Origin of the sequence: Chenggangzhangella methanolivorans, from assembly GCF_042648545.1 — a bacterium.
Classification (GTDB): Bacteria; Pseudomonadota; Alphaproteobacteria; order Rhizobiales; family Methylopilaceae; genus Methylopila; species Methylopila methanolivorans.
On sequence record NZ_JBHRXS010000006.1, the window covers coordinates 722,466 to 744,563 of the forward strand.

Annotated in this window: 23 protein-coding genes; 13 read left to right on the forward strand and 10 right to left on the reverse strand. The window is 69.1% G+C overall.

From position 1 onward, the window contains the following. Positions 1-22 precede the first annotated feature (22 nt). A complete protein-coding gene (locus ACFOWB_RS14905; protein ID WP_261402989.1) occupies positions 23-2,425 on the forward strand; it encodes an exopolysaccharide transport family protein in 2,403 nt (800 codons plus the stop codon). Between the two features lie 33 nt (positions 2,426-2,458). Here ACFOWB_RS14905 and ACFOWB_RS14910 read toward each other — a convergent pair whose 3' ends face one another. From ACFOWB_RS14910 to ACFOWB_RS14925, 4 genes are read right to left on the reverse strand one after another with little or no spacing between them, the layout of a single operon-like run. After that, positions 2,459-3,778: a GNAT family N-acetyltransferase gene (locus ACFOWB_RS14910; protein ID WP_261402990.1), complete on the reverse strand. Its 1,320-nt coding sequence runs from the start codon at positions 3,776-3,778 to the stop codon at positions 2,459-2,461. Next, the gene (locus ACFOWB_RS14915; RefSeq protein WP_261402991.1) at positions 3,775-5,256 is read right to left on the reverse strand and encodes a pilus assembly protein; all 1,482 of its coding nucleotides are present in this window, start codon (positions 5,254-5,256) and stop codon (positions 3,775-3,777) included. The genes ACFOWB_RS14910 and ACFOWB_RS14915 overlap by 4 nt, the downstream gene beginning before the upstream one ends. After that, a complete protein-coding gene (locus ACFOWB_RS14920; RefSeq protein WP_261402992.1) occupies positions 5,250-5,819 on the reverse strand; it encodes a TadE/TadG family type IV pilus assembly protein in 570 nt (189 codons plus the stop codon). The genes ACFOWB_RS14915 and ACFOWB_RS14920 overlap by 7 nt, the downstream gene beginning before the upstream one ends. Next, a complete protein-coding gene (locus ACFOWB_RS14925) occupies positions 5,819-6,391 on the reverse strand; it encodes a TadE/TadG family type IV pilus assembly protein (RefSeq protein ID WP_261402993.1) in 573 nt (190 codons plus the stop codon). Before ACFOWB_RS14925 ends, ACFOWB_RS14920 begins: the two co-directional genes overlap by 1 nt. A gap of 205 nt (positions 6,392-6,596) precedes the next feature. On the opposite strand from ACFOWB_RS14925, the gene ACFOWB_RS14930 reads away from it, so the two are divergent. Then, positions 6,597-7,652 carry a polysaccharide deacetylase family protein gene (locus ACFOWB_RS14930; protein ID WP_261402994.1) on the forward strand — a complete coding sequence of 352 codons (1,056 nt, stop codon included), beginning with the start codon at positions 6,597-6,599 and terminating at the stop codon, positions 7,650-7,652. Positions 7,653-7,656: 4 nt separating this feature from the next. On the opposite strand, the gene ACFOWB_RS14935 is transcribed toward ACFOWB_RS14930, so the two are convergent. Next, a complete protein-coding gene (locus ACFOWB_RS14935) occupies positions 7,657-7,869 on the reverse strand; it encodes a DUF2842 domain-containing protein (protein ID WP_261402995.1) in 213 nt (70 codons plus the stop codon). Between the two features lie 107 nt (positions 7,870-7,976). Here ACFOWB_RS14935 and ACFOWB_RS14940 point away from each other — a divergent pair, with 107 nt between their 5' ends. Next, on the forward strand, positions 7,977-9,083 hold the full coding sequence (locus ACFOWB_RS14940) for a COX15/CtaA family protein (protein ID WP_261402996.1): 1,107 nt from the start codon (positions 7,977-7,979) through the stop codon (positions 9,081-9,083). Between the two features lie 146 nt (positions 9,084-9,229). Further along, positions 9,230-9,532 (forward strand): hypothetical protein, encoded by a 303-nt coding sequence (locus ACFOWB_RS14945; protein WP_261402997.1) that lies wholly within the window; start codon positions 9,230-9,232, stop codon positions 9,530-9,532. A 59-nt stretch (positions 9,533-9,591) separates the two neighbouring features. Here ACFOWB_RS14945 and ACFOWB_RS14950 read toward each other — a convergent pair whose 3' ends face one another. Further along, positions 9,592-10,008 carry a CoA-binding protein gene (locus tag ACFOWB_RS14950; protein ID WP_261402998.1) on the reverse strand — a complete coding sequence of 139 codons (417 nt, stop codon included), beginning with the start codon at positions 10,006-10,008 and terminating at the stop codon, positions 9,592-9,594. Positions 10,009-10,018: 10 nt separating this feature from the next. Beyond that, on the reverse strand, positions 10,019-10,723 hold the full coding sequence (locus tag ACFOWB_RS14955) for a hypothetical protein (RefSeq protein ID WP_261402999.1): 705 nt from the start codon (positions 10,721-10,723) through the stop codon (positions 10,019-10,021). Between the two features lie 138 nt (positions 10,724-10,861). Here ACFOWB_RS14955 and ACFOWB_RS14960 point away from each other — a divergent pair, with 138 nt between their 5' ends. From ACFOWB_RS14960 to ACFOWB_RS14985, 6 genes are all read left to right on the forward strand, one after another. Continuing rightward, complete coding sequence (locus ACFOWB_RS14960; RefSeq protein ID WP_261403000.1) at positions 10,862-11,320, forward strand: PaaI family thioesterase; 459 nt, start codon at positions 10,862-10,864, stop codon at positions 11,318-11,320. 237 nt (positions 11,321-11,557) lie between these two features. Further along, positions 11,558-12,037: a 50S ribosomal protein L13 gene (rplM, locus tag ACFOWB_RS14965; RefSeq protein ID WP_261403001.1), complete on the forward strand. Its 480-nt coding sequence runs from the start codon at positions 11,558-11,560 to the stop codon at positions 12,035-12,037. A gap of 2 nt (positions 12,038-12,039) precedes the next feature. Continuing rightward, a complete protein-coding gene (gene rpsI, locus ACFOWB_RS14970; RefSeq protein WP_261403002.1) occupies positions 12,040-12,516 on the forward strand; it encodes a 30S ribosomal protein S9 in 477 nt (158 codons plus the stop codon). Between the two features lie 517 nt (positions 12,517-13,033). Then, positions 13,034-14,026: an agmatinase gene (gene speB / locus ACFOWB_RS14975; protein ID WP_261403003.1), complete on the forward strand. Its 993-nt coding sequence runs from the start codon at positions 13,034-13,036 to the stop codon at positions 14,024-14,026. Next, on the forward strand, positions 14,023-14,442 hold the full coding sequence (locus tag ACFOWB_RS14980; RefSeq protein ID WP_261403004.1) for a hypothetical protein: 420 nt from the start codon (positions 14,023-14,025) through the stop codon (positions 14,440-14,442). The genes speB and ACFOWB_RS14980 overlap by 4 nt, the downstream gene beginning before the upstream one ends. 195 nt (positions 14,443-14,637) lie before the next feature. Further along, a complete protein-coding gene (locus ACFOWB_RS14985; protein WP_261403005.1) occupies positions 14,638-14,943 on the forward strand; it encodes a hypothetical protein in 306 nt (101 codons plus the stop codon). Here the strand turns inward: ACFOWB_RS14985 and nadC are convergent. The 3 genes from nadC to nadA all read right to left on the reverse strand — a co-directional run bounded on the left by nadC (position 14,923) and on the right by nadA (position 18,671). Beyond that, entirely contained in the window at positions 14,923-15,780 is an 858-nt protein-coding gene (gene nadC / locus ACFOWB_RS14990) for a carboxylating nicotinate-nucleotide diphosphorylase (RefSeq protein ID WP_261403006.1), read from the reverse strand. The two genes, ACFOWB_RS14985 and nadC, sit on opposite strands and share 21 nt — an antisense overlap. Further along, on the reverse strand, positions 15,777-17,393 hold the full coding sequence (locus ACFOWB_RS14995) for an L-aspartate oxidase (RefSeq protein WP_378148052.1): 1,617 nt from the start codon (positions 17,391-17,393) through the stop codon (positions 15,777-15,779). Before ACFOWB_RS14995 ends, nadC begins: the two co-directional genes overlap by 4 nt. A gap of 201 nt (positions 17,394-17,594) precedes the next feature. Continuing rightward, complete coding sequence (gene nadA / locus ACFOWB_RS15000) at positions 17,595-18,671, reverse strand: quinolinate synthase NadA (RefSeq protein WP_261403007.1); 1,077 nt, start codon at positions 18,669-18,671, stop codon at positions 17,595-17,597. Between the two features lie 255 nt (positions 18,672-18,926). Here nadA and ACFOWB_RS15005 point away from each other — a divergent pair, with 255 nt between their 5' ends. The 3 genes from ACFOWB_RS15005 to acuI all read left to right on the forward strand — a co-directional run bounded on the left by ACFOWB_RS15005 (position 18,927) and on the right by acuI (position 22,025). Beyond that, complete coding sequence (locus ACFOWB_RS15005; RefSeq protein WP_261403008.1) at positions 18,927-19,433, forward strand: hypothetical protein; 507 nt, start codon at positions 18,927-18,929, stop codon at positions 19,431-19,433. A 146-nt stretch (positions 19,434-19,579) separates the two neighbouring features. Next, positions 19,580-20,806: an MFS transporter gene (locus tag ACFOWB_RS15010; RefSeq protein WP_261403009.1), complete on the forward strand. Its 1,227-nt coding sequence runs from the start codon at positions 19,580-19,582 to the stop codon at positions 20,804-20,806. A 235-nt stretch (positions 20,807-21,041) separates the two neighbouring features. After that, complete coding sequence (gene acuI, locus ACFOWB_RS15015; RefSeq protein WP_261403010.1) at positions 21,042-22,025, forward strand: acrylyl-CoA reductase (NADPH); 984 nt, start codon at positions 21,042-21,044, stop codon at positions 22,023-22,025. The last annotated feature ends 73 nt before the right edge of the window (positions 22,026-22,098 follow it).

Here is a 22,098-nt window from a genome sequence, read left to right on the forward strand (position 1 = left end):
GCGGCAACCATGACATGGTGAAGTGAGCGTTGACGAAACCCGCGAGCGCGCGGACTTCGAGGTGCTCGGCATGGCCGAAACAAGCGTTGAAGGCAGGATTGGCGAACGCTCCGACGGGGGCGAGGTCGACCTGCGCGCGCTTGGGCGCGGCATCTGGCGGCGGCGGATGGCGATCATCCTCCCGACGCTGCTCGCCGCGGCCGCTGCGGTGGCGTTCGTCCAGCTCTCCTCGCCCTACTACCGTTCGAACGCGCTGATTCTCATCGAGAACCGCGAAATCGCCGCGCCGCGCTCGGCGACCGACCGCGAGTCGCTTCCCGACGAACAGGCGGTGGCGAGCCAGGTCCAGCTGATGCAGTCGCGCGACCTCGCGCGCCAGGTGGTCAAGTCGCTCGACCTCGCGGCCAATCCCGAATTCGCCGCCGACCGTCCGGGCCTTGTGGGCGGGCTGATGCGCGCGCTCGGCCTCGGCGGCGCCGAAAGCGCGCAGCCCTTCAACGAGAAGGTCGTGGACAACGTCGTCCAGGATCTCACCGTCTACCCGGTCACGGGCTCGCGCGTGGTCGGGGTCGAGTTCACCGCCAAGAACCCGGACGTCGCGGCGCGGGTCGTCAACGGTTTCGCGGACGCCTATCTCGACATCCAGCGCGACGCCAAGCGCGCCACGAACCGGCAGACGAGCCAGTATCTCGCCGACGAGATCGAGACGCTGCGCGCCAAGGTCGGCGAGGCCGAGGAGCGCGTCGAGCAGTTCCGCGCCAAGGCGGGCCTCCTGGTCGGCACCAACAACACCACCGTCGCGGCTCAGCAGCTCGGCGACACGACCGTTCAGCTTTCGGCGAGCCGCTCCCAGCAGAACGACGCGCAGGCCAAGGCCGACAACATCCGCGCGACGCTTCGGCAGGGCCGCCCGGCCGAGGCGCTCGACATCGCCAATTCCGAGCTCATCCGCTCGCTTGCGCAGGAACGCTCGCGACTCGCCGCCCAGATCGCGAGCGAGGGCCGCACGCTGCTGCCGCAGCATCCGCGCATGCGCGAGCTGTCGGCGCAGCTGAACGGCCTCGACGGCCAGATCCGTTCCGAAGCCGAGAAGCTCGCCCGCGCCTTCGAGAACGACGCCAAGACCGCCGGCGCGCGGGTCGCGGCGCTGACGAAGCAGCTCGAAAGCATGAAGGGCGACGCCGCGAGCGCCAACAATCAGGACGTCCAGCTGCGCGCGATGGAGCGCGACGCCCGCTCGCAGCGCGAGCTGCTCGAGCAGATGCTGAACCGCTATCGCGAAACGAGCGCGCGCGAGAACCCCGAAGGCCTCCTCGCCGACGCCCGCGTGATCTCGCGCGGCGCTGCGGCGGCCGAGCCCTATTTCCCGAAGAAGGGCCCGACCGTCCTTCTCGCGACGATCGGCGCCTTCGTGCTGGCGCTGTTCGCGGCCGCCGCCGCCGAGCTGTTCTCGACGCCGGTTCGCCGTCCCGAAAGCGGCGACGCCACGCCGCCGCCGGCCGTCGGCGAGACGACGACGGCGTTCGGGCGGTTGCGCGGGCCGATCTCCAAGCCCGCCGCCGAAAAGCCCGCGGCCAAGCCCGCGCCGACCACGGCGCGACAGCCCGACCTGACCGCGATGTCGGCGCCGCGCCCCGCAAGGGAGCCGGCGCACGAATCGCCCGCGGTCGCGCAGACGCCTGCCGCCGAACCCGCGCCTGTCGTCTCCGAGACCGCGAAGCCCCAGGCCGCCAGACCGCAGCCGGTCAAGCCCCAGCCCGTCAAATCTCAGCCTTCGAAGCCCCAGCCCGTCGCGCCGCAGCCGGCGATGGCGGAGGCCGCGGCGATCGAGGTCGCGGACGCCAGCCTCGTCGCGGCGCTTGCGCGCCAGCTCGCCTCGGCGCCTGCCGACAACGGCGCGCTCAGAATCCTTTCGGCAGGCGCGCGGCCGGGCCTCGACGTCTTCGGCGTCGCCTCGCGGATCGCCTCGACCGTGTCGGAGCAGGGCAGGCGCGTGGTGCTGATCGACGCCTCGGGCGGTTCGGAGTCCGACGGTTCGCCGGGATTGTCCGACCTGCTGCTCGGCGACGCGACCTTCGCGCAGGCGATCCACCGCACCGACGGATCGCGCGTCCATCTCGTGCCGCAGGGCTCGGACGCCTTCACGCGCCTCGACGCCCACGCGACCGCGCGGCTCAACATCGTGCTCGACGCGCTCGCCCTCACCTACGACTTCGTCATGGTGGCGGCGCCCGGCGGTCTCGGCGGCGCGGACGCCTTCGCGCCGTTCTGCGGCGCCGCCGTGCTGCTGTCGGACAAGAGCGCGGCGGACGCCACGACCGTCGAGGCGCATGAGCGCCTCAAGCGGACGGGCATCGACGACGTCGTGGTGCTTCTGGTGCCCAACGACGACGACCGCCCGCGGGGCCGCTGGCTCGCGGCCTGACCGGTCTTGGAAAACCGGTCGTAAGACGGATCCTTAGTCGGCTGCCGGGCCGGCGACTTCGGGCCTGTGGCCCGCGCGGGCCTTTCGGAGCTTGCCGATGAGGCCGTAAGCCCAGGGCGTCGCCTTGATCCTGGCTTTGAGCGCCGCGGCGGCTGCGGCGGCGCCTGCGACCGCCCGGCCCTTAGCGGTCACGCCGAAGATCGAATCGAACAGCGGCTCCGGATCGGGGCAGTACATCTTCTTGTAGGTCGCGGCCCCGACGCCGAGGTCGAAGCTCGACAGGCCGCGGCGGATCTGCTCCTCGACGACGAAGTTCATCAGCATCTCGCCGGGGCTGTATTTGGCGTGCTCGCTGCTGGTGATCGAGATGAACATGCCGCAATAGCGCGAGCCGTCGGCGACGCCGCCATGCACGGCCACGACCTCGTCGTCCATGTCGAAGCCGTAGAGGTCGATGGTCGCCGCTTCGCCCGTGAGACCGGCGGCCTGCGCCAGGAACTCGTAGACGCCGGGGCGCTCGAACACGTTGTCGACGCCGCGCGCGGCGAACTGCTCCGCCTTCTGCCGGAAATAGGCGTCGAGCAGGCGACGGCGCTGCTCAGGGGTCTCGGCGCGGTAGAGCTTCGGCGCTCCGCGCTCTTCGAACCGGCGCATCTTGCGGCGCTGGTTGGAGCGGGACTTCGCCGAAACATAGAGGCGCAGATGCTCCTCGAGGCTGGGCGCCAGCGGCCCGCAATAGGCGTCGTCAGCGGAGGGCTGGCTCGGCAGCGAGGCGAGCGGATTGGGGGTTCCCATCCACAGCCGCGGCTGGTTGACGAGGTGATAGGCGTCGACGCCGGCCTCGCGCGCCGTCTCGACGAGCAGCCGCTCGGCCTCGCCGCCCGCGAAGGCGTCGAGCCGGTCGCGGCGGATCACCGCCAGATTGTAGTTGACGTGGCTGCCGCCGATGAAGCGCGCGGTGGCCACGCCGAAACGGCGCCGGACGCACAGCGGCAGCAAAGCGACGGGCTCGCCGCGCTCGTCGCGGGCGATCGCGATCAGGGGCGAGGCGCCTTCCGCCGCGCCGGCGTGGCGCGCCCAGGCGGCCATGAAGTCCGGGTTCTGATAGGGTCCCGCGAGGGCGTCCCCGAGCAGGCGCGACCAGTCGGCCGCAGCCGAGGCGACGTCGCGGTGGATCTCGACGCTGGTGAAAGCGCGCGCGCCGTCGCCGCCGGTCGCGACCGACGCCGAGGCGGCTTTGCCGGCCGGAGCTTCGGTTCGCTGAGCGCCGCCGAGGCTCTGGCGCGCCGCGGATGCGGACGTCGCCGTCCGCATCGAGCGGTCCTGCGCCTGCGACAGCATCGCGCCCGTCATTTGCTGACCCGGAGCTTCGACAGCGCGCCGCGGATCAGGTCGAAGGACTTGATCAGCTCGCTCGAGCTGCCGGCGTCGAAATAGTAGCTGGTGTTGGTCGCGCAGGCCTGCAGCATCGACTTGGTCGAGGCGTCCGGATTGTCGTAGGCGATGGTCATCACGGTGATGTCGTTCGCCTTCATGCTGTTGCAGACCTTCTTGAGCCGGTCGTCGAGCTCGCTCTCGGCCAACGAGCGCTTGGTTTCGCCCAGCCTTCCCTCGCTCAGATAACCGTAGGCGCTGTAGTATTTCGGCGTGAAGCTGTTCTCGCCGTCGGTCATGATGACCGCGACCTTGCTCATGTTCTTCGTGCCGTAGGCGAGCGGCTGCTTGTTGGCCAGCATGTCGCCGCCCCAGAAGCCGCGCCAGTTCGGCGACAGCATGCGCCAGCCCCACACCGCGCCGATGTTGATGAAGGTCGAGCCCTGGGCCGTCATGGCGTTGATGGCGGTGAGAAGCTTGGTCTTGTTGTTCGTCATCGGCGTCATCGCCTGCGGGCAGTAGGCCGCCGGGCCCTGCTGCTCGTCGACGCCGTAGCCCGTGTAGAAGACGTTGTAGTTGTTGCCGAGCCAGGTGGGCGTGATCCAGTCGTTGACCTGGGCCTCGGAATCCTTCGCCTTCACTTCCTTCTTGGTCGCGGTGTCCGGGCTGTAATAGGCCTTGAACAGGCTGTTGGCGTTAAGGAGCACAGGCGGATCATCGGTGACGTCGAGGCCGCCGGTGCGCTCCTCGAGGCAGCCGGTGTAATAGGTCGTGTAGCCCGTCTTCACGAGCGAGGTGGCCTGGACGTAGGTCGCCGGGAGGCTGAGGGCCGCGCCCGTCGTCAGGCTCGGCCCGATGCTGACCGCCTGGGAGAACGGCACGAGGCCGATGAAGACGTCGGTCGGGCTGTTGGTGAACAGGCCCTCGACCAGCGAACTCGCGCCGGACTTCAGCGACGGCATGCTGCCGCTCTGGCCCATCGAGCCGGTGTTGTCGAGCACCAGCACGAGTTCGAGGCCTGTCGAGGCGCGGGTGATCTCGGTTGAAGCTTTCACGGTCACTTCGTTGGAACCGAAAAGCTTCATGAAGATCGTCGGCATTGTCGCGCTGGCTGCGAGCGTGATCGTCGACTTGTCAGCGCTTAGAGTCGCGGTCACGGTGTTGACGGTCGCGGCCGCGTAGTTGGCCTTGAAGTTCGCGTCGACGAACTTCCGCGCGTCGGCGGTGTAGTCGACCGTCGTCGTGCGCGCGCCGACCGCAAGCCCTGCGGCGTCGAGCGCGCTGACGAGGCGGGCTTTCACCACCATGGAGCGGCCGGTGTCGATCGCGATGCCGGTGCATCCGATCAGCATGAGAAGCATGAGGCCCATGAGCGGGGCGACCGCGCCCTCTTCGGAACGGGCGGCCGGGCGAGCGAGGCGGACGATCCGCCTGATGGTGCGCGTGATCGTCAGCATGGCTTCGTCGTCAACGTGCCCAGACGCGGGCGATAGATCGAAGAGGTGTAGATCATGAAGCCGTTCTTGAAGAACGTCGAAAGAACCGGCGTGAAGCGGTAGTAGACTTCCGACACCATCAGGTTGTCGTTGGCGTCGGCGAGCAGCGCCGTGTTCACGGCGGCGGTGTTGCCCTCGACGCCGATCTTGCTGGTCCAGGCGGTGCCGGTGGTCGAGTAGCACTGCCACTTCACCTTGGGCGTCTTGTTGTCGAGATAGACCGAGGTGAGGATCGTGACGCCGTTCGTGCCGGAGGTGTAGTTCGGCATGCTCGAGCCGGTGACCATGAAGACCTGCCGCATGGCGGCGCTGGTGAGCTCGCGATACTGGGAGGTCACGTCCGCGACCGAAAAGCCGACCTTGTCGACGTTCGAGCGGATGCTCACGAAGCGGGCGACGTCGTAGCCGCCGAGCAGGAGCAGGCCGAGCACGGGCGCGAACAGCGCCGTCTCGAGCGCGGCGAGGCCCGTCTCGGACCGGCGGAAACGCGCGAGCTTGGCGCGGAGGAGGGCGAGGGGCGCCATCAGAAGGGCTCGTTCTTGACGACGACGCGGGCCTGAAGCGGCACCACGTTGTTCTTGCCGATCAGCCGACCGATCATCGGGGTGAAGAGCGTCCAGTTGTAGGTCGCGGTGTAGAGGACGACCTGGCCCGAGGCGCCGTAGCCGCTCGAGCCGACATTGGTGTCGTAGGAGCCGTTGCCGTTGACGTCGACGAACGGCTCGCCGGCGTCGCGGACGCCGTTCTTGTTGGTGTCGGTGAACGGCTCGGGCTTCATCGAGTCGTAGTCCGAATAGGCCGTGCTCGTGACGATGATCTTGTTGGGATCGAGGTAGGAGGACGCAGCCTTCTGGATCGCCTCGGCGATCTGCTTGTCCTGCTTCTTGTCCTTGGTCTCGTAGCCGGTCTTGCCGATGCGCGAGGCGACGAACGTGGCGTTGTCGAGCACCGCCTGGCCCGCCATCATCAGCCCGAGCTCGACGATGCCCATGATCATCAGGGTGAGCACCGGCGCGATCAGCCCGAACTCCACCATCGTGACGCCGCGGGCGTCGCGGTTGAAGCGTGCGATCTTGCCGAAGCGGGCGGGCGTCATCTGTGGCTTTCGCGCTCGAGGCAGTTGTCTCGAACGACGGTCTTAGCCCTCAAAGTTCTACAATCGATGAAGCCATACGAGTAAAAGTCGAGCAAAGTTTTAATGAAGCGACGACAACCGTCAGTTTCAGGCCGGTTTGGAGAAGTTTCGTTTACCTTGTCGAGCGAAGTTCTCGTGCGAAGACGCCTGCCGAGGTGCTGAGGTAATGCCAGACGCGCGCACGAGTTTGTTCCGGATCGCGTTTTCTGCGCTCGATCACTTCGGCGCGAACAAAGCGCTCGCCAAGCATGCCCGTGGGCTGGGCGTGATCCTGACGCTGCACCATGTGCGCCCGTTCTCGGGCGGGGCCTTCGCGCCCAACCGACATCTCGAGATCGAGCCGACGTTTCTCGACCTGGCGCTGACCCGCGCCCGAAACGCAGGCTTCGACTTCGTGACCCTCGACGAGGCGCTGAGCCGGGTGAGGGCGGGCGTCTCGCCGCGCCCCTTCCTGCATCTGACCTTCGACGACGGCTATCGGGACGTTCGGGATCACGCCTTGCCGATCCTGCGCCGGCACGGCGCGCCGGCCACGCTCTACATCGCCTCGGACTTCGCCGACGGCCACGCGCGGCTGTGGTGGCTCGAGCTCGAGGCGGGCCTCGCGCGGGCCGATCGCGTCGAGGTCGACCTCGGGGACGGGCGGAAATCTGTGTCGTGCCGGACCGTCGATGAAAAGGCGAACGCGTTCAAGACCATCCTGCGAGCGCTTCGGCAGGGGCCGGAGGAGCGGCTGCGGGCCGAGACGCTCAAGATCGCCGAGGCCGGGGGCGTCGACGCCTCGGCTTTCGCGCGCGATCTCTGCATGCGCTGGGACGAGCTCGCCGAGGTCGGCGCCGACCCGCTCGTCGAGATCGGCGCGCACACGGTCTCGCACCCGATGCTCGCGACGCATCCGCCCGAGACCGCCCGCGCCGAGATGGCGGGAAGCTGGCAGGCGATCGCCGAGCGGCTCGGCGCCGCGCCGGCGCATTTCGCCTATCCGGTCGGAGACCTCGCGGCCGCCGGCGACCGTGAATATGCGCTCGCGGCCGAGCTCGGCTTCGCCAGCGCCGTCACGACGCGGCCGGGCCACCTGACGCAAGCGCATGCGCAGACGCCGACGGCGCTGCCGCGCGTCTCGCTCAACGGCCATTTCCAGACCCGCGCCGCGGTCGACGCCTATCTGTCGGGCGCGCCCTTCGCGCTGATGGCGGCGGCCAAGCGCGTTCTGGGCCGCTAGCCCGTCATCGTTTCGGGTCGACCCGCTCCATCCAGCGGATCAAAAACGCGGCGGGCACGATCCAGATCAGGCCGAAAAAGGCGAAGAAGGCGAGCTGCGCGCCCGCGCCCGACTGCGCGAGCTTGATCTGCCCGATCATCATGACGATGAGCGCATAGACCGAAACGCCGACCACCAGGACGACCCCGCCGATCAACTTCTTCGCACGCGGGGGCATCGCCGGCTCCGGGCATCGTGTCGAGACGCCGCCTTGTGCGCGCCAACACAGCGACTTAAAGCAGCCGGCGGCGCGCCTGCAAGGCGCAGGCCCCGACCCTTCGCCGCTTGAAGGAGCGCCCTTTGGCACAGCGTACAGAGAGTCCGCGCCGTTTCGTGGCCGCCTGGCTCTTCCTGACCCTCGCGCTCGTCGCGCTGATGGTCGTGATCGGCGGCGCGACCCGCCTGACCGGCTCCGGTCTCTCGATCACCGAATGGAAGCCGATCACGGGCGCGATCCCGCCGCTCGGCGAGGCGGCCTGGGCGGAGGAATTCGCCAAGTATCGCGAGAGCCCGCAGTACCGGCTGCTCAACGCCGGCATGTCGCTTGGGGAGTTCCAGTTCATCTACTGGTGGGAGTGGGGCCACCGGCAGCTCGGCCGCGCGATCGGCTTCGTGTTCGCCTTCGGCCTGTTCTTCGCCGCAGTCACCCGGCGCGTCAGCCTGAAGGAGGGTCTCGTGCTCTTCGCCATGGGGCTGCTGCTCGGCACGCAGGGCGCGATCGGCTGGATCATGGTGGCGTCGGGCCTCCAGCCCGGCATGACCGCTGTCGCGCCGGTGAAGCTGACGCTGCATCTCGGCTTCGCGCTGCTGTTCTTCTCGACGCTCGTGCTGTTCCTCGCCTATCTCGGGCGGCTCGGCCGCGACGCCTCGGCCGCGGGTCCGGGCCTTCGCGCCGGCGCCTGGGGCGTGCTCGCCCTGTCGTTCGGCCAGATCCTGCTCGGCGGCCTCGTGGCGGGTTCGAAGGCGGGCTTCAGCTTCAACACCTGGCCGCTGATGGACGGCGGCCTCGCGCCCTCGCGCGAGGCGCTCTTCGCCGTGACGCCGTGGTGGGAGAACTTCGTCGACAACGTCGCGCTGGTGCAGCTCAACCACCGGCTGGGCGCCTATCTCCTCCTCGCCGCGGCGCTCGCCTATGCGATCTCGGCCATGCGGCCCGACATCGACGGGCGCGCGCGGACGCGCGCCGTCTGGCTCGCGGGGCTAATCGTCGCCCAGGCGGCGCTCGGAATCGCGACGCTGGTGGCGGTGGTGCCGGTGTCGCTCGGCCTTGCGCACCAGTTCGGCGCGGTGGTGGTTCTGGCGGTGGCGGTCGCGAACGTCGCGCTTCTGAGCCAATCCGCCCGCCGCGACCGTGTCCATGCGCCGCTCGGCGCCCCTCAGCCGGCCGAATGAGCGACGGCGATTTAGGCGAATGCATGTATTGTGAGCATGTCTGCAATTTAGGCGATAGGCGCGGAACGATCGCCGGCGATCTACATTGGTCGGGCAGACGGGAGGCGCAACGGCCTCTCGCTCACCTCATGCGGAAGGATCCCACCATGGTTCGCAAGACGCCCTTGCTCGCCGCGGCTGCGCTCGCCGCCGCCGTCGCTTCGCCGGCGCTCGCCGAAGACATGACAGTCAAGCCGGGCACGCCCTGTCCGGCGGGCTATTCGAACGCCGCCACGACCCAGAAGGACATCGACGCCGCCAAGGCCGAGGAGGAGGGGCGTCCGGCGCCCGCCGACACGAGCCCGCAGTCGACCCAGGCCGCGATGACGTCCGGCTACGCCAACCGCGCCACGACCAAAACCGACATGGCGATGGCCGAGCGCGCCGAGAAGGCCTCGGAAATGAGGTGATCGGCTTCGGCCGGACGCCTGCGGCGCCGCGCTCCCTTGGGGGCGCGGCGTTTTTTGTGTCAGTGGTCGCCGAGGAGCTCGATCTTCGGGCAGCGGTCCATGACGACCGCGAGCCCCGCAGCCTCGGCGCGGACAGCCGCCTCGGCGTCGACGACGCCGAGCTGCGTCCAGAACACCTTTGGCGGCGTCGGCAGAGCGAGCGCCTCGTCGAGCACGGCGGCGACATGTTCGGACGCGCGGAACACGTCCACCATGTCGATCGGCTCCGGAATGTCCGCGAGGCTCGCATAAGCGGGCAGGCCCGCGATCTCGCCGCCGCCATGCGCCGGATTGACCGGGAACACGTGATAGCCGCTCCGCGCGAGGAACTGCGCGACGTCGTAGCTCGGGCGATCGGCCTTGGGACTCGCCCCGACGACCGCGATGGTGCGGACGCCTTCGAGGAGATCGCGGATGTCGGCGTCGGCGACCGGCATGTCGGCCGCCTTACGGCTTCTGGCCGCTGCCGGGGTCGGTCTCGTCGTCGCCGAACAGATCCTTGATCTTGTCGAGATAGGGCTTCACGGCGTCGACGTTGCCCGGAAGCGGCTGGAAGCTCTCGAGTGCCGCGAACTGCTCGTCGAGATCCTTGAGCGCCGACTTCTTCTCGTCCTCCGAGAGCGCGGCGTCGCCATTGATCTCGTCCTGCACCTTCTTCTTCTCGGCCGCGAGGTCGGCGCCGCCGCCGTCCGGGTCGCTCGCGCCGAAGGCGAGCAGAACGGACTGCGCGACGTCGGCCCAGTCGGAATAGGTCGCGAAGCCGTGCTTCTTGAGGATCTCCTCGATCTGGGGCTTGGCCTTGGCGTCGTCGAGATAGGCCGCGAGCGCGCCGATCGGATCCTCGGCCTCGCCGACCTCGGCCTCGTCGCTCTCGGGCTGGTTCTGCGGGTTCTTGTCCTGCTCCTTGGCCTGCGGGTTGGCCGCCGCGAGCTTCTCGCGCAGCGCCTCGAACTCCGGCCAGGCCGCGATGAAGGCCTCGACCTGCTTGCCCTGGAGCGGCACCTGCTTGGGTTCGAGATCGCCCGCCGAGGACTCGGTCTGGGAGGGCGCGCCGGATTGCTGGGCGAACGCCGGGGGAGCCCAGATCGCCGCGCTTGCGGCGAAGGCTGCTAGAAGCATGACGCGCGACGTGCGGCCCGCGGCGATGAGCATGAAGACCTCCGGAAGGGCGATTCCCGCGCGGGGTTGCGCGCAAGCCTCGATGCGGCTTCATCGGCCGCTTGGACATTGTAGCGCCCCGGACGGGGCATTCTCGAATCGGGACTATGACGGGGGAATATGGACGCGACCATGACGCAAAAGCCACGCCTTGCCGAGGATCGCGCGCCGCGCCTTTCCCTCGATGAGGTCAACGCCTTTCTCGCGCGCGAATTCCCCCAGATGCAGGAGGGCGGGCCGACCTACGAGATCGAGACGATCGGCTATGGCGAGGCGCGCATGCGGCTGCTGGTGAGCGAGCGGCACCTGAGGCCGGGCGGCACGGTCTCTGGCCCGGCCATGATGGCGCTCGCCGACGTCGCGCTCTACGTCGCGCTGCTCGGCGCGATCGGCCCGGTGAAGCTCGCCGTCACCACCAGCCTCAACATCAATTTCCTGCGCCGCCCGGCGCTCGCCGATGTCGTCGCGGAGTGCCGCTACCTCAAGATCGGCCGGACGCTTGCCGTGGGGGAGGCGGAGCTGACGTCGGCGGGAAGCGACGACGTCATCGCGCATGTGACCGCCACCTATTCGATTCCGCCCAAGGGGTAGGGCGCGACATGTGGGACCCGTCTCTCGCAGGCGGGGGCGTGAAACGGCCGGCGTCGCGCATGCTTTTCAGGCCCCTAGAGAGGGGTAATAAAATACCAAAATTATAAGCCATTGTTTTCGTTGTGAAATTGGCGATCGGCGTGCCTTGCCAATTCAAATGGCTTGGCGTATCAACCGCTCCGTCGCGCGGGACTGGTTCCCGCGCATTTCTTTTGTCTCATCCCAAGGGTTCCTCCTATGCGACCTGAGCCGGCCCGGTCCTTCGTGACCAAGCCCGCCGACGTGGAGAAGAAGTGGGTCGTGATCGACGCGTCGGGCCTCGTGGTCGGCCGTCTCGCCTCGCTCATCGCCATGCGGCTTCGCGGCAAGCATCTCGCCTCCTTCACGCCCCATGTCGACGACGGCGACAACGTGATCGTGGTCAACGCGTCCAAGGTCCACTTCACGGGCCGCAAGCGCGATAACAAGTCCTACTTCTGGCACACCGGCTATCCGGGCGGCATCAAGGAGCGCAAGGCGCACCAGATCCTCGACGGCCGTTTCCCGGAGCGCGTGATCGAGAAGGCCGTGGAGCGCATGCTCCCGCGCGGGCCCCTTGGCCGCAAGCAGCTCGGAAACCTCAAGGTCTATGCGGGCGAGAGCCATCCGCACGAGGCCCAGCAGCCGACCTCTCTCGACGTCGGCGCCCTCAACCGCAAGAACAAGCGGAGCGCCTGAACATGGCCGAGAACATCTCCTCGCTCGGCGAGCTCGGCGGCGCCCTCGGGACCACCCAGGAAGCCCCGAAACACGTCAAGAAGGTCGACGCCCAGGGCCGCGCCTACGCGACCGGCAAGCGCAAGAACGCCGTCGCGCGCGTCTGGATCCGTCCGGGTTCGGGCAAGGTCACGATCAACAAGCGTGACCTCGAGGTCTACTTCGCGCGGCCCGTGCTGCGCATGATCCTCGAGCAGCCGCTCGGCGTCGCCAACCGCGCGGGCCAGTACGACATCATCGTCACCGTCGCGGGCGGCGGCCTCTCGGGTCAGGCGGGCGCGGTGCGCCACGGCCTGTCGAAGGCCCTGACCTATTTCGAGCCGGAACTGCGCGGCGTCCTCAAGAAGGGCGGGTTCCTCACCCGCGACAGCCGCGTCGTCGAGCGCAAGAAGTACGGCCGCGCCAAGGCTCGCCGCAGCTTCCAGTTCTCGAAGCGCTAAAACTCACGCAAACGCCGGATCAGGTTTTGCGTGCCGGAGAGGCGGGCCCCCAAGGGGCCCGCCTTTTGCGTTTCCGGGGACGGCCGGACGCGTCGTGCCTGCCGATGGCGGCGCGGTTCTCGGATCCTCTTCCGGACGGGCGCGCGATCCTTGTTCCGGCCTTGAGCCGGAACCCAGAACCGACGCGGCCGAAAGCGAGAGATCGATCGTTCCCCGTTCTGATCTTGATCCGTCTCGGTTCTGGGTCCCGGCTCAAGGCCGGGACGACGGCGGCGCGGTTCTCGGATCCTCTTCCGGACGGGGCGCGAGATCCTTGTTCCGGCCTTGAGCCGGAACCCAGAACCGACGCGGCCGAAAGCGAGAGCTCGATCGCTTCGCGTTCCGACCTTGATCCGTCTCGGTTCACTGTCCCGGCTCGAGGTCGGGACAAGGGGCGGCGGCGCTGCTATCAGAGCCCCGTCCTTCAGAACGATCCCGGCTCTCCGCTTGCGCTTCGGCCGGGATGACGGAGACCTCGATGGCCGCCCTCAACGCCGATCCGCTTCATCCCCGCCCGATCGACGACGCCCTGGACCCCAAGCGCCGCTTCGGCGAGTCGAGCGAGGCGAACTACGCCGGCGCCGTTTCGTTCCTGCGCCGCCCCTACGCCCTGTCCGCCGAGGGGGCCGAAGTCGCGGTCTGGGGCGTGCCGCTCGACACTTCGGTGTCGAACCGGCCGGGCACGCGTTTTGGACCGCGCGCGATCCGCGACGCCTCGACCATCATGTGCGGCGATCCGGCCTATCCGTTCGGCTTCGACATTTTTGGCGATCTCGCGGTGGTCGACACCGGCGACTGCTCGCTCGACTACGGCCGCATCGAGCAGATGCCGGCCGCGATCGAGGCGCAGGCGGCCGAGCGCTATGCGGCCGGCGCCCATCTCGTCACGCTCGGCGGCGACCACTTCCTCACCTACCCTGTGCTGAAGGCGCTGGTGAAAAAGCTCGGCCGGCCGGTCGCGCTCGTCCAGTTCGACGCCCATCAGGACACCTGGGACGACGACGGCAGCCGCATCGACCACGGCACCATGATCACCCGCGCGGTGCGCGACGGGCTGATCATCCCCGAGCGCTCGATCCAGATCGGCATCCGCACCCATGCGCCGACCGATTGCGGGATCTCGATCGTCGACGGCTTTCTCGCCGACGAGCTCGGGCCGATGGCGACCGCGAGCCGCATCCTGGGACATGTCGAGGACCAGCCCGTCTATGTGAGCTTCGACATCGACTGCCTCGATCCGGCCTATGCGCCGGGCACCGGCACGCCGGTCTCGGGCGGGGTGTCGTCGGCCTTCGCGCTGCAGTGCCTGAGGCGGCTCGGCGCGCTCGACCTCAAGGGCTTCGACGTCGTCGAGGTGTCGCCGCCCTACGACCATGCGGGCGTGACCTCGCTCGCCGCCGCCCATCTCGGGCAGCTCTATCTCGGCCTGCTCGCCGAGCGGAAGCGGGCAGGGAAGAGGATCGCGCCGTGAGGGCGCGTCGGATCGCGGCTGTCGCGGCGGCTGCGCTGGCGCTCTCCGCCTGCGCCGGCGAAAAAGTCTGGATGCGGTCGGGCGCCGGCCCGAGCGACGCCGAGATCGACGAGATGTCCTGCGCCGAGGAGGCCGAGCGCAGCGGCGTATCGGTCAGCATCGGCGGCGAGGCCTCTCCGCCGATGGACCGCTTCAGCCAGCGTTACGCCTGCCTGCGCGCGCGCGGCTACAAGCTGGTGCCGCTCGAGGCGGAGGAGGCCACGAAGCTGAAGTCGCTCGGCGGCGCGGCCAAGGAGGACTACTGGCGCGAGCTGCTGACCAAGCGCGGCTTCGCCGCCGCGCCCCCTCGCGCCGCCGCCCCCATCGTCCACCCCGCGCCCTTGCCGCGCCCGAACGGTCCGGCGCCCGCGCTATGACGCGGTTGCGCGGCTGAAGAGTGGCGACGCCGAATGCGGGAAAGCCCATGTGACCGACGGCTCGACCGCAAATCTCGAGGGATGCGGCGATGCGCGGCCAGAGGTCGCCTCTGGTGGATTTCCTCCGATTCCAGATTGCATCCGTCGCGACCATGACGATTATCTCCGGTTGCGAATGCGGTGCAGGGAAATGTCATGTCGGGAGGACGGACGCGCGCGGGCCGCGCGGCGCCCAGCGAGCAGTTTTACGCCTTCGTCTCGCAGATCGTCGGCGTGGCGCGGACGGTCGCGCCCGACGTCGCGGACATTCTCGATCCGGATGGCGCGTTTGCGGCGACGCCCTGGCGCGGTTCGCGCCTGCGCGGGTTGAAGCTCTGCCGGTCGATGATGCGTTACGCGCGTGACGAACTCGCCGACGATCTCGGGATCAGCCGCCTCGACTGCGCCATCGCGGCCGTGGACGAGCACATCGACGAACTCTCAGACGAGCGCGACGTCTAGCCCGAGGTCGAGGGTCGGGGCCGAATGGGTGATGCGCCCGACCGAGATCAGGTCGACGCCGGCTTCAGCGATGGCCGCCACGGTCTCGAGCGAGACGGTGCCGGACGCTTCCGTCGTCATGCGGCCGGCGACCCGACGGACGGCCTCGCGCAGCGTCGCGGGATCCATGTTGTCGAGCAGCACGGCGTCCGCGCCCTCCGAGATCACGCGGTCGAGCTGATCGAGCGTGTCGACCTCGATCTCGATTTTCACGAGGTGCCCGATCTGGGCCTTGGCGGCCCGAAGCGCCGCCTCGACGCCGCCCGCGACCGCGATGTGGTTGTCCTTGATGAGGATCGCGTCGTCGAGGCCGAAGCGGTGGTTCTGGCCGCCGCCGCAGCGCACCGCGTATTTCTCGAACACCCTGAGCCCGGGCGTCGTCTTGCGCGTGTCGCAGATCTTCGCGCCCGTATGCGCGATCTTGTCGGCGAAGACGGCCGTGAGGGTCGCGACGCCCGACAGATGTCCGAGGAAGTTCAGCGCCGTCCGCTCGCCGGTCAGCACCGCGCGGGCCGGTCCCTCGATGCGCGCGACGACCGAACCCGGCTCGAGGCGGTCGCCGTCAGAGCGCTCGGCGACGAAGCGAATAGCCGGCTCGATAGATGCGAAGGCGGCTTCGGCGAGCTGCAGCCCGGCGAGCCGCCCAGGCGTGCGCGCGACGATCGCGACGCGCGCCTGCGCGTCGGCCGGAATGGTGGCGGCGCTGGTGACGTCGCCGGCGCGGCCGAGGTCCTCGGCGAGCGCGGCTTCGACCGCGCGGGCGACCGACAGCCGGTCGAGCGGGGCGGGGCGGGTCACGAGGCGGCGAGCTCCGCGGCCGGCGCGCCGAGGGCGTCGAGCGCCTCGCCGAGCGTGATGGTGGAGCGGCGCCGCCACTCCTCGCGCGGAACGTCGAAGTCCGAGCGCATATGCGCGCCGCGGCTCTCATGCCGCCGCTCCGCCGAGATCGCGATCAACAGGGCGGCGGTCGCCATGTTGGCGAGGTCGGCCGAGCGCGCTCCGCGGCGCAGGCGATCGATCGTCTCGATCGCCCGGGCGAGCCGGGGGCCGTCGCGCACCACGCCGACATTCTCGGTCATCGTCCGGCGCAGCGTCGCCGCGGCTCCGTCGTCGGCCGGGGCGGAGGCGAGCGTCGCGCGCTCGCCCGTCACGCGTGCCGGCGCCGGGGCGAGCGGCGCGATGCCCGAAATGTCCTCCGCGATGCGCGCGCCGAACACCACGGCCTCGAGCAGCGAATTGGAGGCGAGGCGGTTCGCGCCATGCGCGCCGGTCGAGGCGGTCTCGCCGCAGGCCCACAGCCCGTCGAGCGAGGTGCGGCCGTTCGCGTCGGTCAACACGCCGCCCATGTGGTAGTGCGCTGCGGGCGCGACCGGGATCGGCTCGCGCGCCGGGTCGACGCCGGCCGACATGCAGGCGGCGTAGACCGTCGGGAACCGCGTCGCGAAGCGTTCGCCGACGGCCGCTCGGGCGTCGAGGAAGGCGCCGCCGTTGCGCGCGGCCTGGTAGACGCCGCGGGCCACCACGTCGCGGGGGCCGAGGTCGAGATCGGGGTGCAACCCGTCCATGATGCGCCGCCCGTCCGGGTCGACGAGGATCGCGCCTTCGCCGCGCAGCGCTTCGGTCGCGAGCGGCGCAGGGTCGCGCCCGATCGCGATCGCGGTCGGGTGAAACTGCACGAATTCGAGGTCGGCGAGCGCCGCGCCCGCGCGCGCCGCCATGGCGAGACCCGCGCCGCGCGCTTCCGGCGGGTTGGTGGTGACCGCGTAGAGATGGCCGACGCCGCCCGAGGCGAGCACGACGGACCGGCCCGCGACCGCCACGGGCTTGGCGAGCGGCTGGCCGACCGGCCGCGCGACGACGCCGGTGACGAAGCGGCCTTCCGCCAGAAGCTCCTCGGCCGCAAGGCCTTCGAGCACGCGGATCGACGGCGTGCGGCGCACCGCTGCGACGAGCGCCGCCATGATGGCGCGGCCCGCGAGGTCGCCGTTGACGCGCACGATCCGGCGCTCGGAATGGGCGGCCTCGCGGGAGAGCAGCAGCTTGCCCTCGAGGTCGCGGTCGAAGGGGACGCCGTAGGAGAGCAGGTCCGCGATCCGCGCAGGCGCCTCGGAGGTCATGAGCCGGGCGATCGCCTCGTCGACGATGCCGGCGCCGGCCGCGATCGTGTCGGCGGCGTGCGCTTCGGCGCTGTCGCCGAGGCCGACGGCGGCCGCGATCCCGCCTTGCGCCCAGGCGGACGAGGCGCCGTCGCCGAGCCGAGCGGCGGTCAGGATGGTGACGGGACGGGGGGCGAGCTTCAGCGCGCAGAACAGGCCCGCGAGCCCGCCGCCGATGATGACGACGTCGTCCGCGCCCGCCCAGGACTGGGGCGCGAAGTCGTCGGGAGAGACGAGGGAAGGGGCGTCGGTCATTGGTGTCCTACTCCGCTTCAAGCTGCGGGAGCGAACTGCGTGCTTCGAGACGGCGGCCTTGCGGCCGGCTCCTGAGCATGGGGGTCGCTGAGGCTTCGAATCGCGGGCCGGTCATGGAGCGCCGATCGCTCCTCAAGCCGGGGAGCCTGCGGAGCAGGCGTCTCGAAGCAGGCGGTTCGCTGCTCCGAAACGCCTCCCGCCTCAGATCTTCAGATTGACCATCCGCTCGACGCTGAGCCGGGCGCGGTCGGCGACCGCGGGATCGACGATGATCTCTTCGCGCATATGCACGAGAGACTCGAGGATCTTTGGCAACGTGATCCGTTTCATGTGCGGGCAGAGGTTGCAGGGCTTCACGAACTCGGTCTCGGGCGATTCCGACATGATGTTGTCGGCCATCGAGCACTCGGTCACGAGCACGACCTTCTTCGGCTTCTGAAGCTTCACGAAGTCGGCGAGCTTGGCGGTCGAGCCGGTGAAGTCGGCCTCGGCGATCACGTCCGGCGGGCATTCCGGATGGGCCAGGATCGTGACGTCCGGATCGGCCTCGCGATAGGAGCGCAGCTCCGCGCCGGTAAAGCGCTCGTGCACCTCGCAGGCGCCGTGCCAGGTGATGATCTTCACCTTGGTCTGGGTGGCGATCCACATCGCGAGATACTGATCCGGAAGCACCATCACCTCGGGGCTCCCAAGCGACTCCACCACCTCAACGGCGTTGCCGGAGGTGAGGCAGATGTCGGCCTCGGCCTTCACTTCCGCCGTGGTGTTGACATACACGGCGACCGGAACGCCGGGGTGGCGGCGACGCAGTTCGCGGACGTCCTCGGCGGTGATCGAGGTCGCGAGCGAGCAGCCGGCGCGGCTGTCGGGGATGAGAACCGTCTTGTTCGGGTTCAGGATCTTCGACGTCTCGGCCATGAAGTGCACGCCGCACTGCACGATCACGTCGGCGTCGGTCTTGGTCGCCTCGCGGGCGAGCGCGAAACTGTCGCCGACCACGTCCGCGACGCAGTTGTAGATTTCCGGCGTCTGGTAGTTGTGGGCCAGAATGACGGCGTTGCGGACCTTCTTCAGCTCGTTGATCGCCTTCACGTACGGGGCGAAGAACGGCCACTCGACGGGCGGCACGACGGTTTTGACGCGCTCGTAGAGATGCGCGGTGGCGGCCTCCACCTCCGGCGTCCATTCAAGCGACGGCATCGCCACAGGCTGAAACCTTCGCGGCGCTGGCGCGGCCGGCGAGAGGGCGGAAAGCTGAGAGGCGGCGAGCGGGGACATGGCGTCCTCCAATGATCAACCGAACCATATGCTCGTTCTGAGCATAACTATGATAGTTGGGATCGAAGCGGATTTGAAGGGCGGACGACAAAGAAATGTCATGAGGTCGAAATCGTGACGCGGCCACGACCGTCCGCCCGGCGCGACGACCAACGGCCTACGTAGTCATGCGGATACGCCGGACTAAGAATTCCGGAGAGTATCGGCCTCAAGAGCTCCGACGTCGTCGTGGAAGCTCATGAGGAAGCCGGCGTCATGACAGAAAATCGACAGGTTTCGGCGCTCGCCTTGGCGGCCGCCGCCGTCGCGGCTTTCGGAGCGTTCGGCGGGCGGGCGGACGCCCAGACGATCGGCCAGCCGCAACGCTTCGGCTCGCATTATCAGCAGTTCGCGACCAACAGCTGCGACACCTCCGACTCGACGCCCTGCACGGTCGCCTTCAGCACGATGACGCGCGGGCCGCTGAAAGTGATGAAGGCCTCCTGCACGATCCTGACCTCGGAAGGCGGCTCGCCCTCGAAGGAGGTCACCGGCGCGGTGCTCGGCCGGCTGTCGGACAACCAGAAGAACTTCATCGCCGGCCAGTACCTCGCCCCGATGCAGTCCGAATTCGCCGGCCCCGGCCAGATCGTCCTCAACTTCCTGGTCGACACGCTCTGGGTCATCCCGAACAACTGGCGCCCCGCGATCCAGATCTCGCGGCTCAACGCGCCGCCGGTCGCCGCGAGCTGCAGCGTGTCGGGCGAAGAGCTGGAGAACTGATCGAGGCGGACCGGCGCCCTCCGGGGTCCGACGCCTTCGATCTCGCTCGCGCCGGCATTCGCCGCAGCGATCCGACGCATGACGCCTTTTCATGGGCGAAAGCGCGCGGCGGCCGCTAGATTGCCTTCCGATTTTCGGGAGGCCCCATGTCCCAGACGCCCGCCGCGCGGCCCGCAGCCGCCACGAGCCTGCCGCTGATCATTTTCTGCGGCTGCGCCATCGCGTGCCTGACCTTCGGCCCGCGCGCGACCGCGGGCCTGCTGCTGACGCCGATCTCGGAGACCAACGGCTGGGGCCGCGACGTCTTCGCGCTCTCCTTCGCGATCCAGAACCTGCTCTGGGGCGTGGGCCAGCCCTTCGCCGGCGGCTTCGCCGACCGTTACGGCGCGCGGCCCGTGCTGATCGTCGGCGGGCTGCTCTACGCCGCGGGCCTCGCGCTCATGCCGCTGTCGAGCGCGCCGGGCGCGATGCATCTGTCGGCCGGCGTCCTGATCGGCTTCGCGCTCTCCGGCGCTTCGTTCTCGATCGTCATCGGGGCCTTCGGGAAGCTGCTGCCGGCCGAATGGCGCACGCTCGGCTTCGGCTTCGGGACGGCGGCCGGCTCCTTCGGCCAGTTCCTGTTCACGCCGCTCGCCTCGACGCTCGTCGGCGCCTATGGCTGGCAGACCACGGTGCTGATCTTCGCCGGCCTGATGCTGCTCGTCCTGCCGCTCTCGATCCCGCTTGCGACCCGGCCGGTGGCGGACGCGTCTGTGACGGTCCGCGACCAGACGATCGGCGAGGCGCTGCGCGAGGCCTTCGCGACGCCGAGCTACTGGCTCCTGGTGATCGGCTTCTTCACCTGCGGCTTCCATCTCGCCTTCATCACCGCGCATCTGCCGCCGTTCCTGATCGACCAGGGCATCAGCCCCCAGGTCGGCGGTTGGGCGCTGGCGCTGATAGGGCTGTTCAACATCGCGGGTTCGCTGTCGTCCGGCGTTCTCTCCGGCCGCATGCCGAAGCGCCACATCCTGGCGGCGATCTATTTCGCCCGCGCGATCCTGATCGCGGGCTTCATCGCCCTGCCGGTGACGCCCACGACGGCGCTCATCTTCGGCGCCGGCATCGGCCTGCTCTGGCTCTCCACCATCCCGCCGACCTCGGGCCTCGTCGCGACGATGTTCGGCACGCGCTACATGACGATGCTCTACGGCGTGGTGTTCCTCAGCCACCAGATCGGCTCGTTCATGGGCGTCTGGCTCGGCGGCGAGCTCTACGAGGCCTATGGGAACTACGACCTGATCTGGAAGATCGCGATCGCGCTCTCGATCATGTCGGCGCTGGTCAACCTGCCGATCCGCGAGCGCGCAGTGGAGCGCCCGGCGACGGCGTGAAGGCGGGGAGGGGGCGCTGGGGCGTCATCCCGGACGGCCCGAAGCCCAAGCCGGGATCGCGTCCCGATGGCGGCTCGCCGGAGGATGACGACTGAGGTTCGGGCTATTCTCCGGAAAACGATCCCGGCTTTCGCTCCGCTCGGCCGGGATGACGGCCATTCACTGGCCGCGGGCTGAATTTCCCGCCGCGGCGCCTATCTAGCGGCCCATCCGAAACCTTTCCTCCGGAGCCCAAATGTCCGCCTTCCGCGCGCTTCGCATCGACAAGACCGACGACGGCCAGACCGTGTCCGTCGTCGACTTCCCCGAAAGCGAACTGATGGAAGGCGACGTCGTGGTGCGCGTCACTCACTCGACGGTGAACTACAAGGACGGCCTCGCCATCACCGGAAAGTCGCCGGTGGTGCGCCGCTTCCCCATGATCCCGGGCATCGACTTCGCGGGCGTGGTGACGGCCTCCGAAAGCCCCGAGTACAAGGCCGGCGACGAGGTGGTGCTGAACGGCTGGGGCGTCGGCGAGACCCATCTCGGCGGCTACGCCGAATGCGCGCGGGTGAAGGGCGACTGGCTGGTGCCGCTCGTCGACGGGCTGTCGGCCGCCGACGCCATGGCGGTGGGAACCGCCGGCTACACCTCGATGCTCTGCGTGATGGCGCTTGAGCGCCACGGCGTGACGCCCGAGCGCGGGCCGGTGCTCGTGACGGGCGCGGCCGGCGGCGTCGGGTCGGTGGCGATCGCGCTGCTCGCCAAGCTCGGCTACCACACCGTCGCCTCGACGGGCCGACCGGAAGAGGGCGACTGGCTGAAGGCGCTCGGCGCGAGCGAGATCATCCATCGCGACGAACTCGCAGCGCCTGGAAAGCCGCTGCAGAAGGAGAAGTACGCCGGCGTGGTGGATTCGGTGGGCTCCGTGCCGCTCGCCAACGCCATCGCGCAGACCAAGTCCGGCGGCGCGGTCGCGGCCTGCGGGCTTGCGGCCGGCATGGACCTGCCGACCTCGGTCGCGCCCTTTATCCTGCGCGGCGTCTCGCTGCTCGGCGTCAACAGCGTGACGGTGCCCAAACCCATCCGCATCGAGGCCTGGGGACGGCTCGCCAGGGATCTTGATCGCGAGAAGCTCGCCTCGATCACCAAGACGATCTCGTTCGACGAGATCGTGCCGACCGCCAACGCCATCATCGACGGCAAGGTCCGGGGCCGCGTGGTCGTGGAGATCTGATCCGAAGCGTCAGCCCGGACGGCCGGCAGGCCGATCCGGGATCGTCATCCGGATGAAGCGCGTCTATGAGATG

What these genes read in the sequence shown, in the direction of transcription:
- ACFOWB_RS14910 (WP_261402990.1), bottom strand. Translation starts at nt 3,778, where the DNA reads ATGACGGGCGCGATGCTGTCGCAGGCGCAGGACCGCTCGATGCGGACG.
- ACFOWB_RS14915 (WP_261402991.1), bottom strand. Translation starts at nt 5,256, where the DNA reads ATGCTGACGATCACGCGCACCATCAGGCGGATCGTCCGCCTCGCTCGC.
- ACFOWB_RS14920 (WP_261402992.1), bottom strand. Translation starts at nt 5,819, where the DNA reads ATGGCGCCCCTCGCCCTCCTCCGCGCCAAGCTCGCGCGTTTCCGCCGG.
- ACFOWB_RS14925 (WP_261402993.1), bottom strand. Translation starts at nt 6,391, where the DNA reads ATGACGCCCGCCCGCTTCGGCAAGATCGCACGCTTCAACCGCGACGCC.
- ACFOWB_RS14930 (WP_261402994.1), top strand. Translation starts at nt 6,597, where the DNA reads ATGCCAGACGCGCGCACGAGTTTGTTCCGGATCGCGTTTTCTGCGCTC.
- ACFOWB_RS14935 (WP_261402995.1), bottom strand. Translation starts at nt 7,869, where the DNA reads ATGCCCCCGCGTGCGAAGAAGTTGATCGGCGGGGTCGTCCTGGTGGTC.
- ACFOWB_RS14945 (WP_261402997.1), top strand. Translation starts at nt 9,230, where the DNA reads ATGGTTCGCAAGACGCCCTTGCTCGCCGCGGCTGCGCTCGCCGCCGCC.
- ACFOWB_RS14950 (WP_261402998.1), bottom strand. Translation starts at nt 10,008, where the DNA reads ATGCCGGTCGCCGACGCCGACATCCGCGATCTCCTCGAAGGCGTCCGC.
- ACFOWB_RS14955 (WP_261402999.1), bottom strand. Translation starts at nt 10,723, where the DNA reads ATGCTCATCGCCGCGGGCCGCACGTCGCGCGTCATGCTTCTAGCAGCC.
- ACFOWB_RS14960 (WP_261403000.1), top strand. Translation starts at nt 10,862, where the DNA reads ATGACGCAAAAGCCACGCCTTGCCGAGGATCGCGCGCCGCGCCTTTCC.
- rplM (WP_261403001.1), top strand. Translation starts at nt 11,558, where the DNA reads ATGCGACCTGAGCCGGCCCGGTCCTTCGTGACCAAGCCCGCCGACGTG.
- rpsI (WP_261403002.1), top strand. Translation starts at nt 12,040, where the DNA reads ATGGCCGAGAACATCTCCTCGCTCGGCGAGCTCGGCGGCGCCCTCGGG.
- speB (WP_261403003.1), top strand. Translation starts at nt 13,034, where the DNA reads ATGGCCGCCCTCAACGCCGATCCGCTTCATCCCCGCCCGATCGACGAC.
- ACFOWB_RS14985 (WP_261403005.1), top strand. Translation starts at nt 14,638, where the DNA reads ATGTCGGGAGGACGGACGCGCGCGGGCCGCGCGGCGCCCAGCGAGCAG.
- ACFOWB_RS14995 (WP_378148052.1), bottom strand. Translation starts at nt 17,393, where the DNA reads ATGACCGACGCCCCTTCCCTCGTCTCTCCCGACGACTTCGCGCCCCAG.
- nadA (WP_261403007.1), bottom strand. Translation starts at nt 18,671, where the DNA reads ATGTCCCCGCTCGCCGCCTCTCAGCTTTCCGCCCTCTCGCCGGCCGCG.
- ACFOWB_RS15005 (WP_261403008.1), top strand. Translation starts at nt 18,927, where the DNA reads ATGACAGAAAATCGACAGGTTTCGGCGCTCGCCTTGGCGGCCGCCGCC.
- ACFOWB_RS15010 (WP_261403009.1), top strand. Translation starts at nt 19,580, where the DNA reads ATGTCCCAGACGCCCGCCGCGCGGCCCGCAGCCGCCACGAGCCTGCCG.
- acuI (WP_261403010.1), top strand. Translation starts at nt 21,042, where the DNA reads ATGTCCGCCTTCCGCGCGCTTCGCATCGACAAGACCGACGACGGCCAG.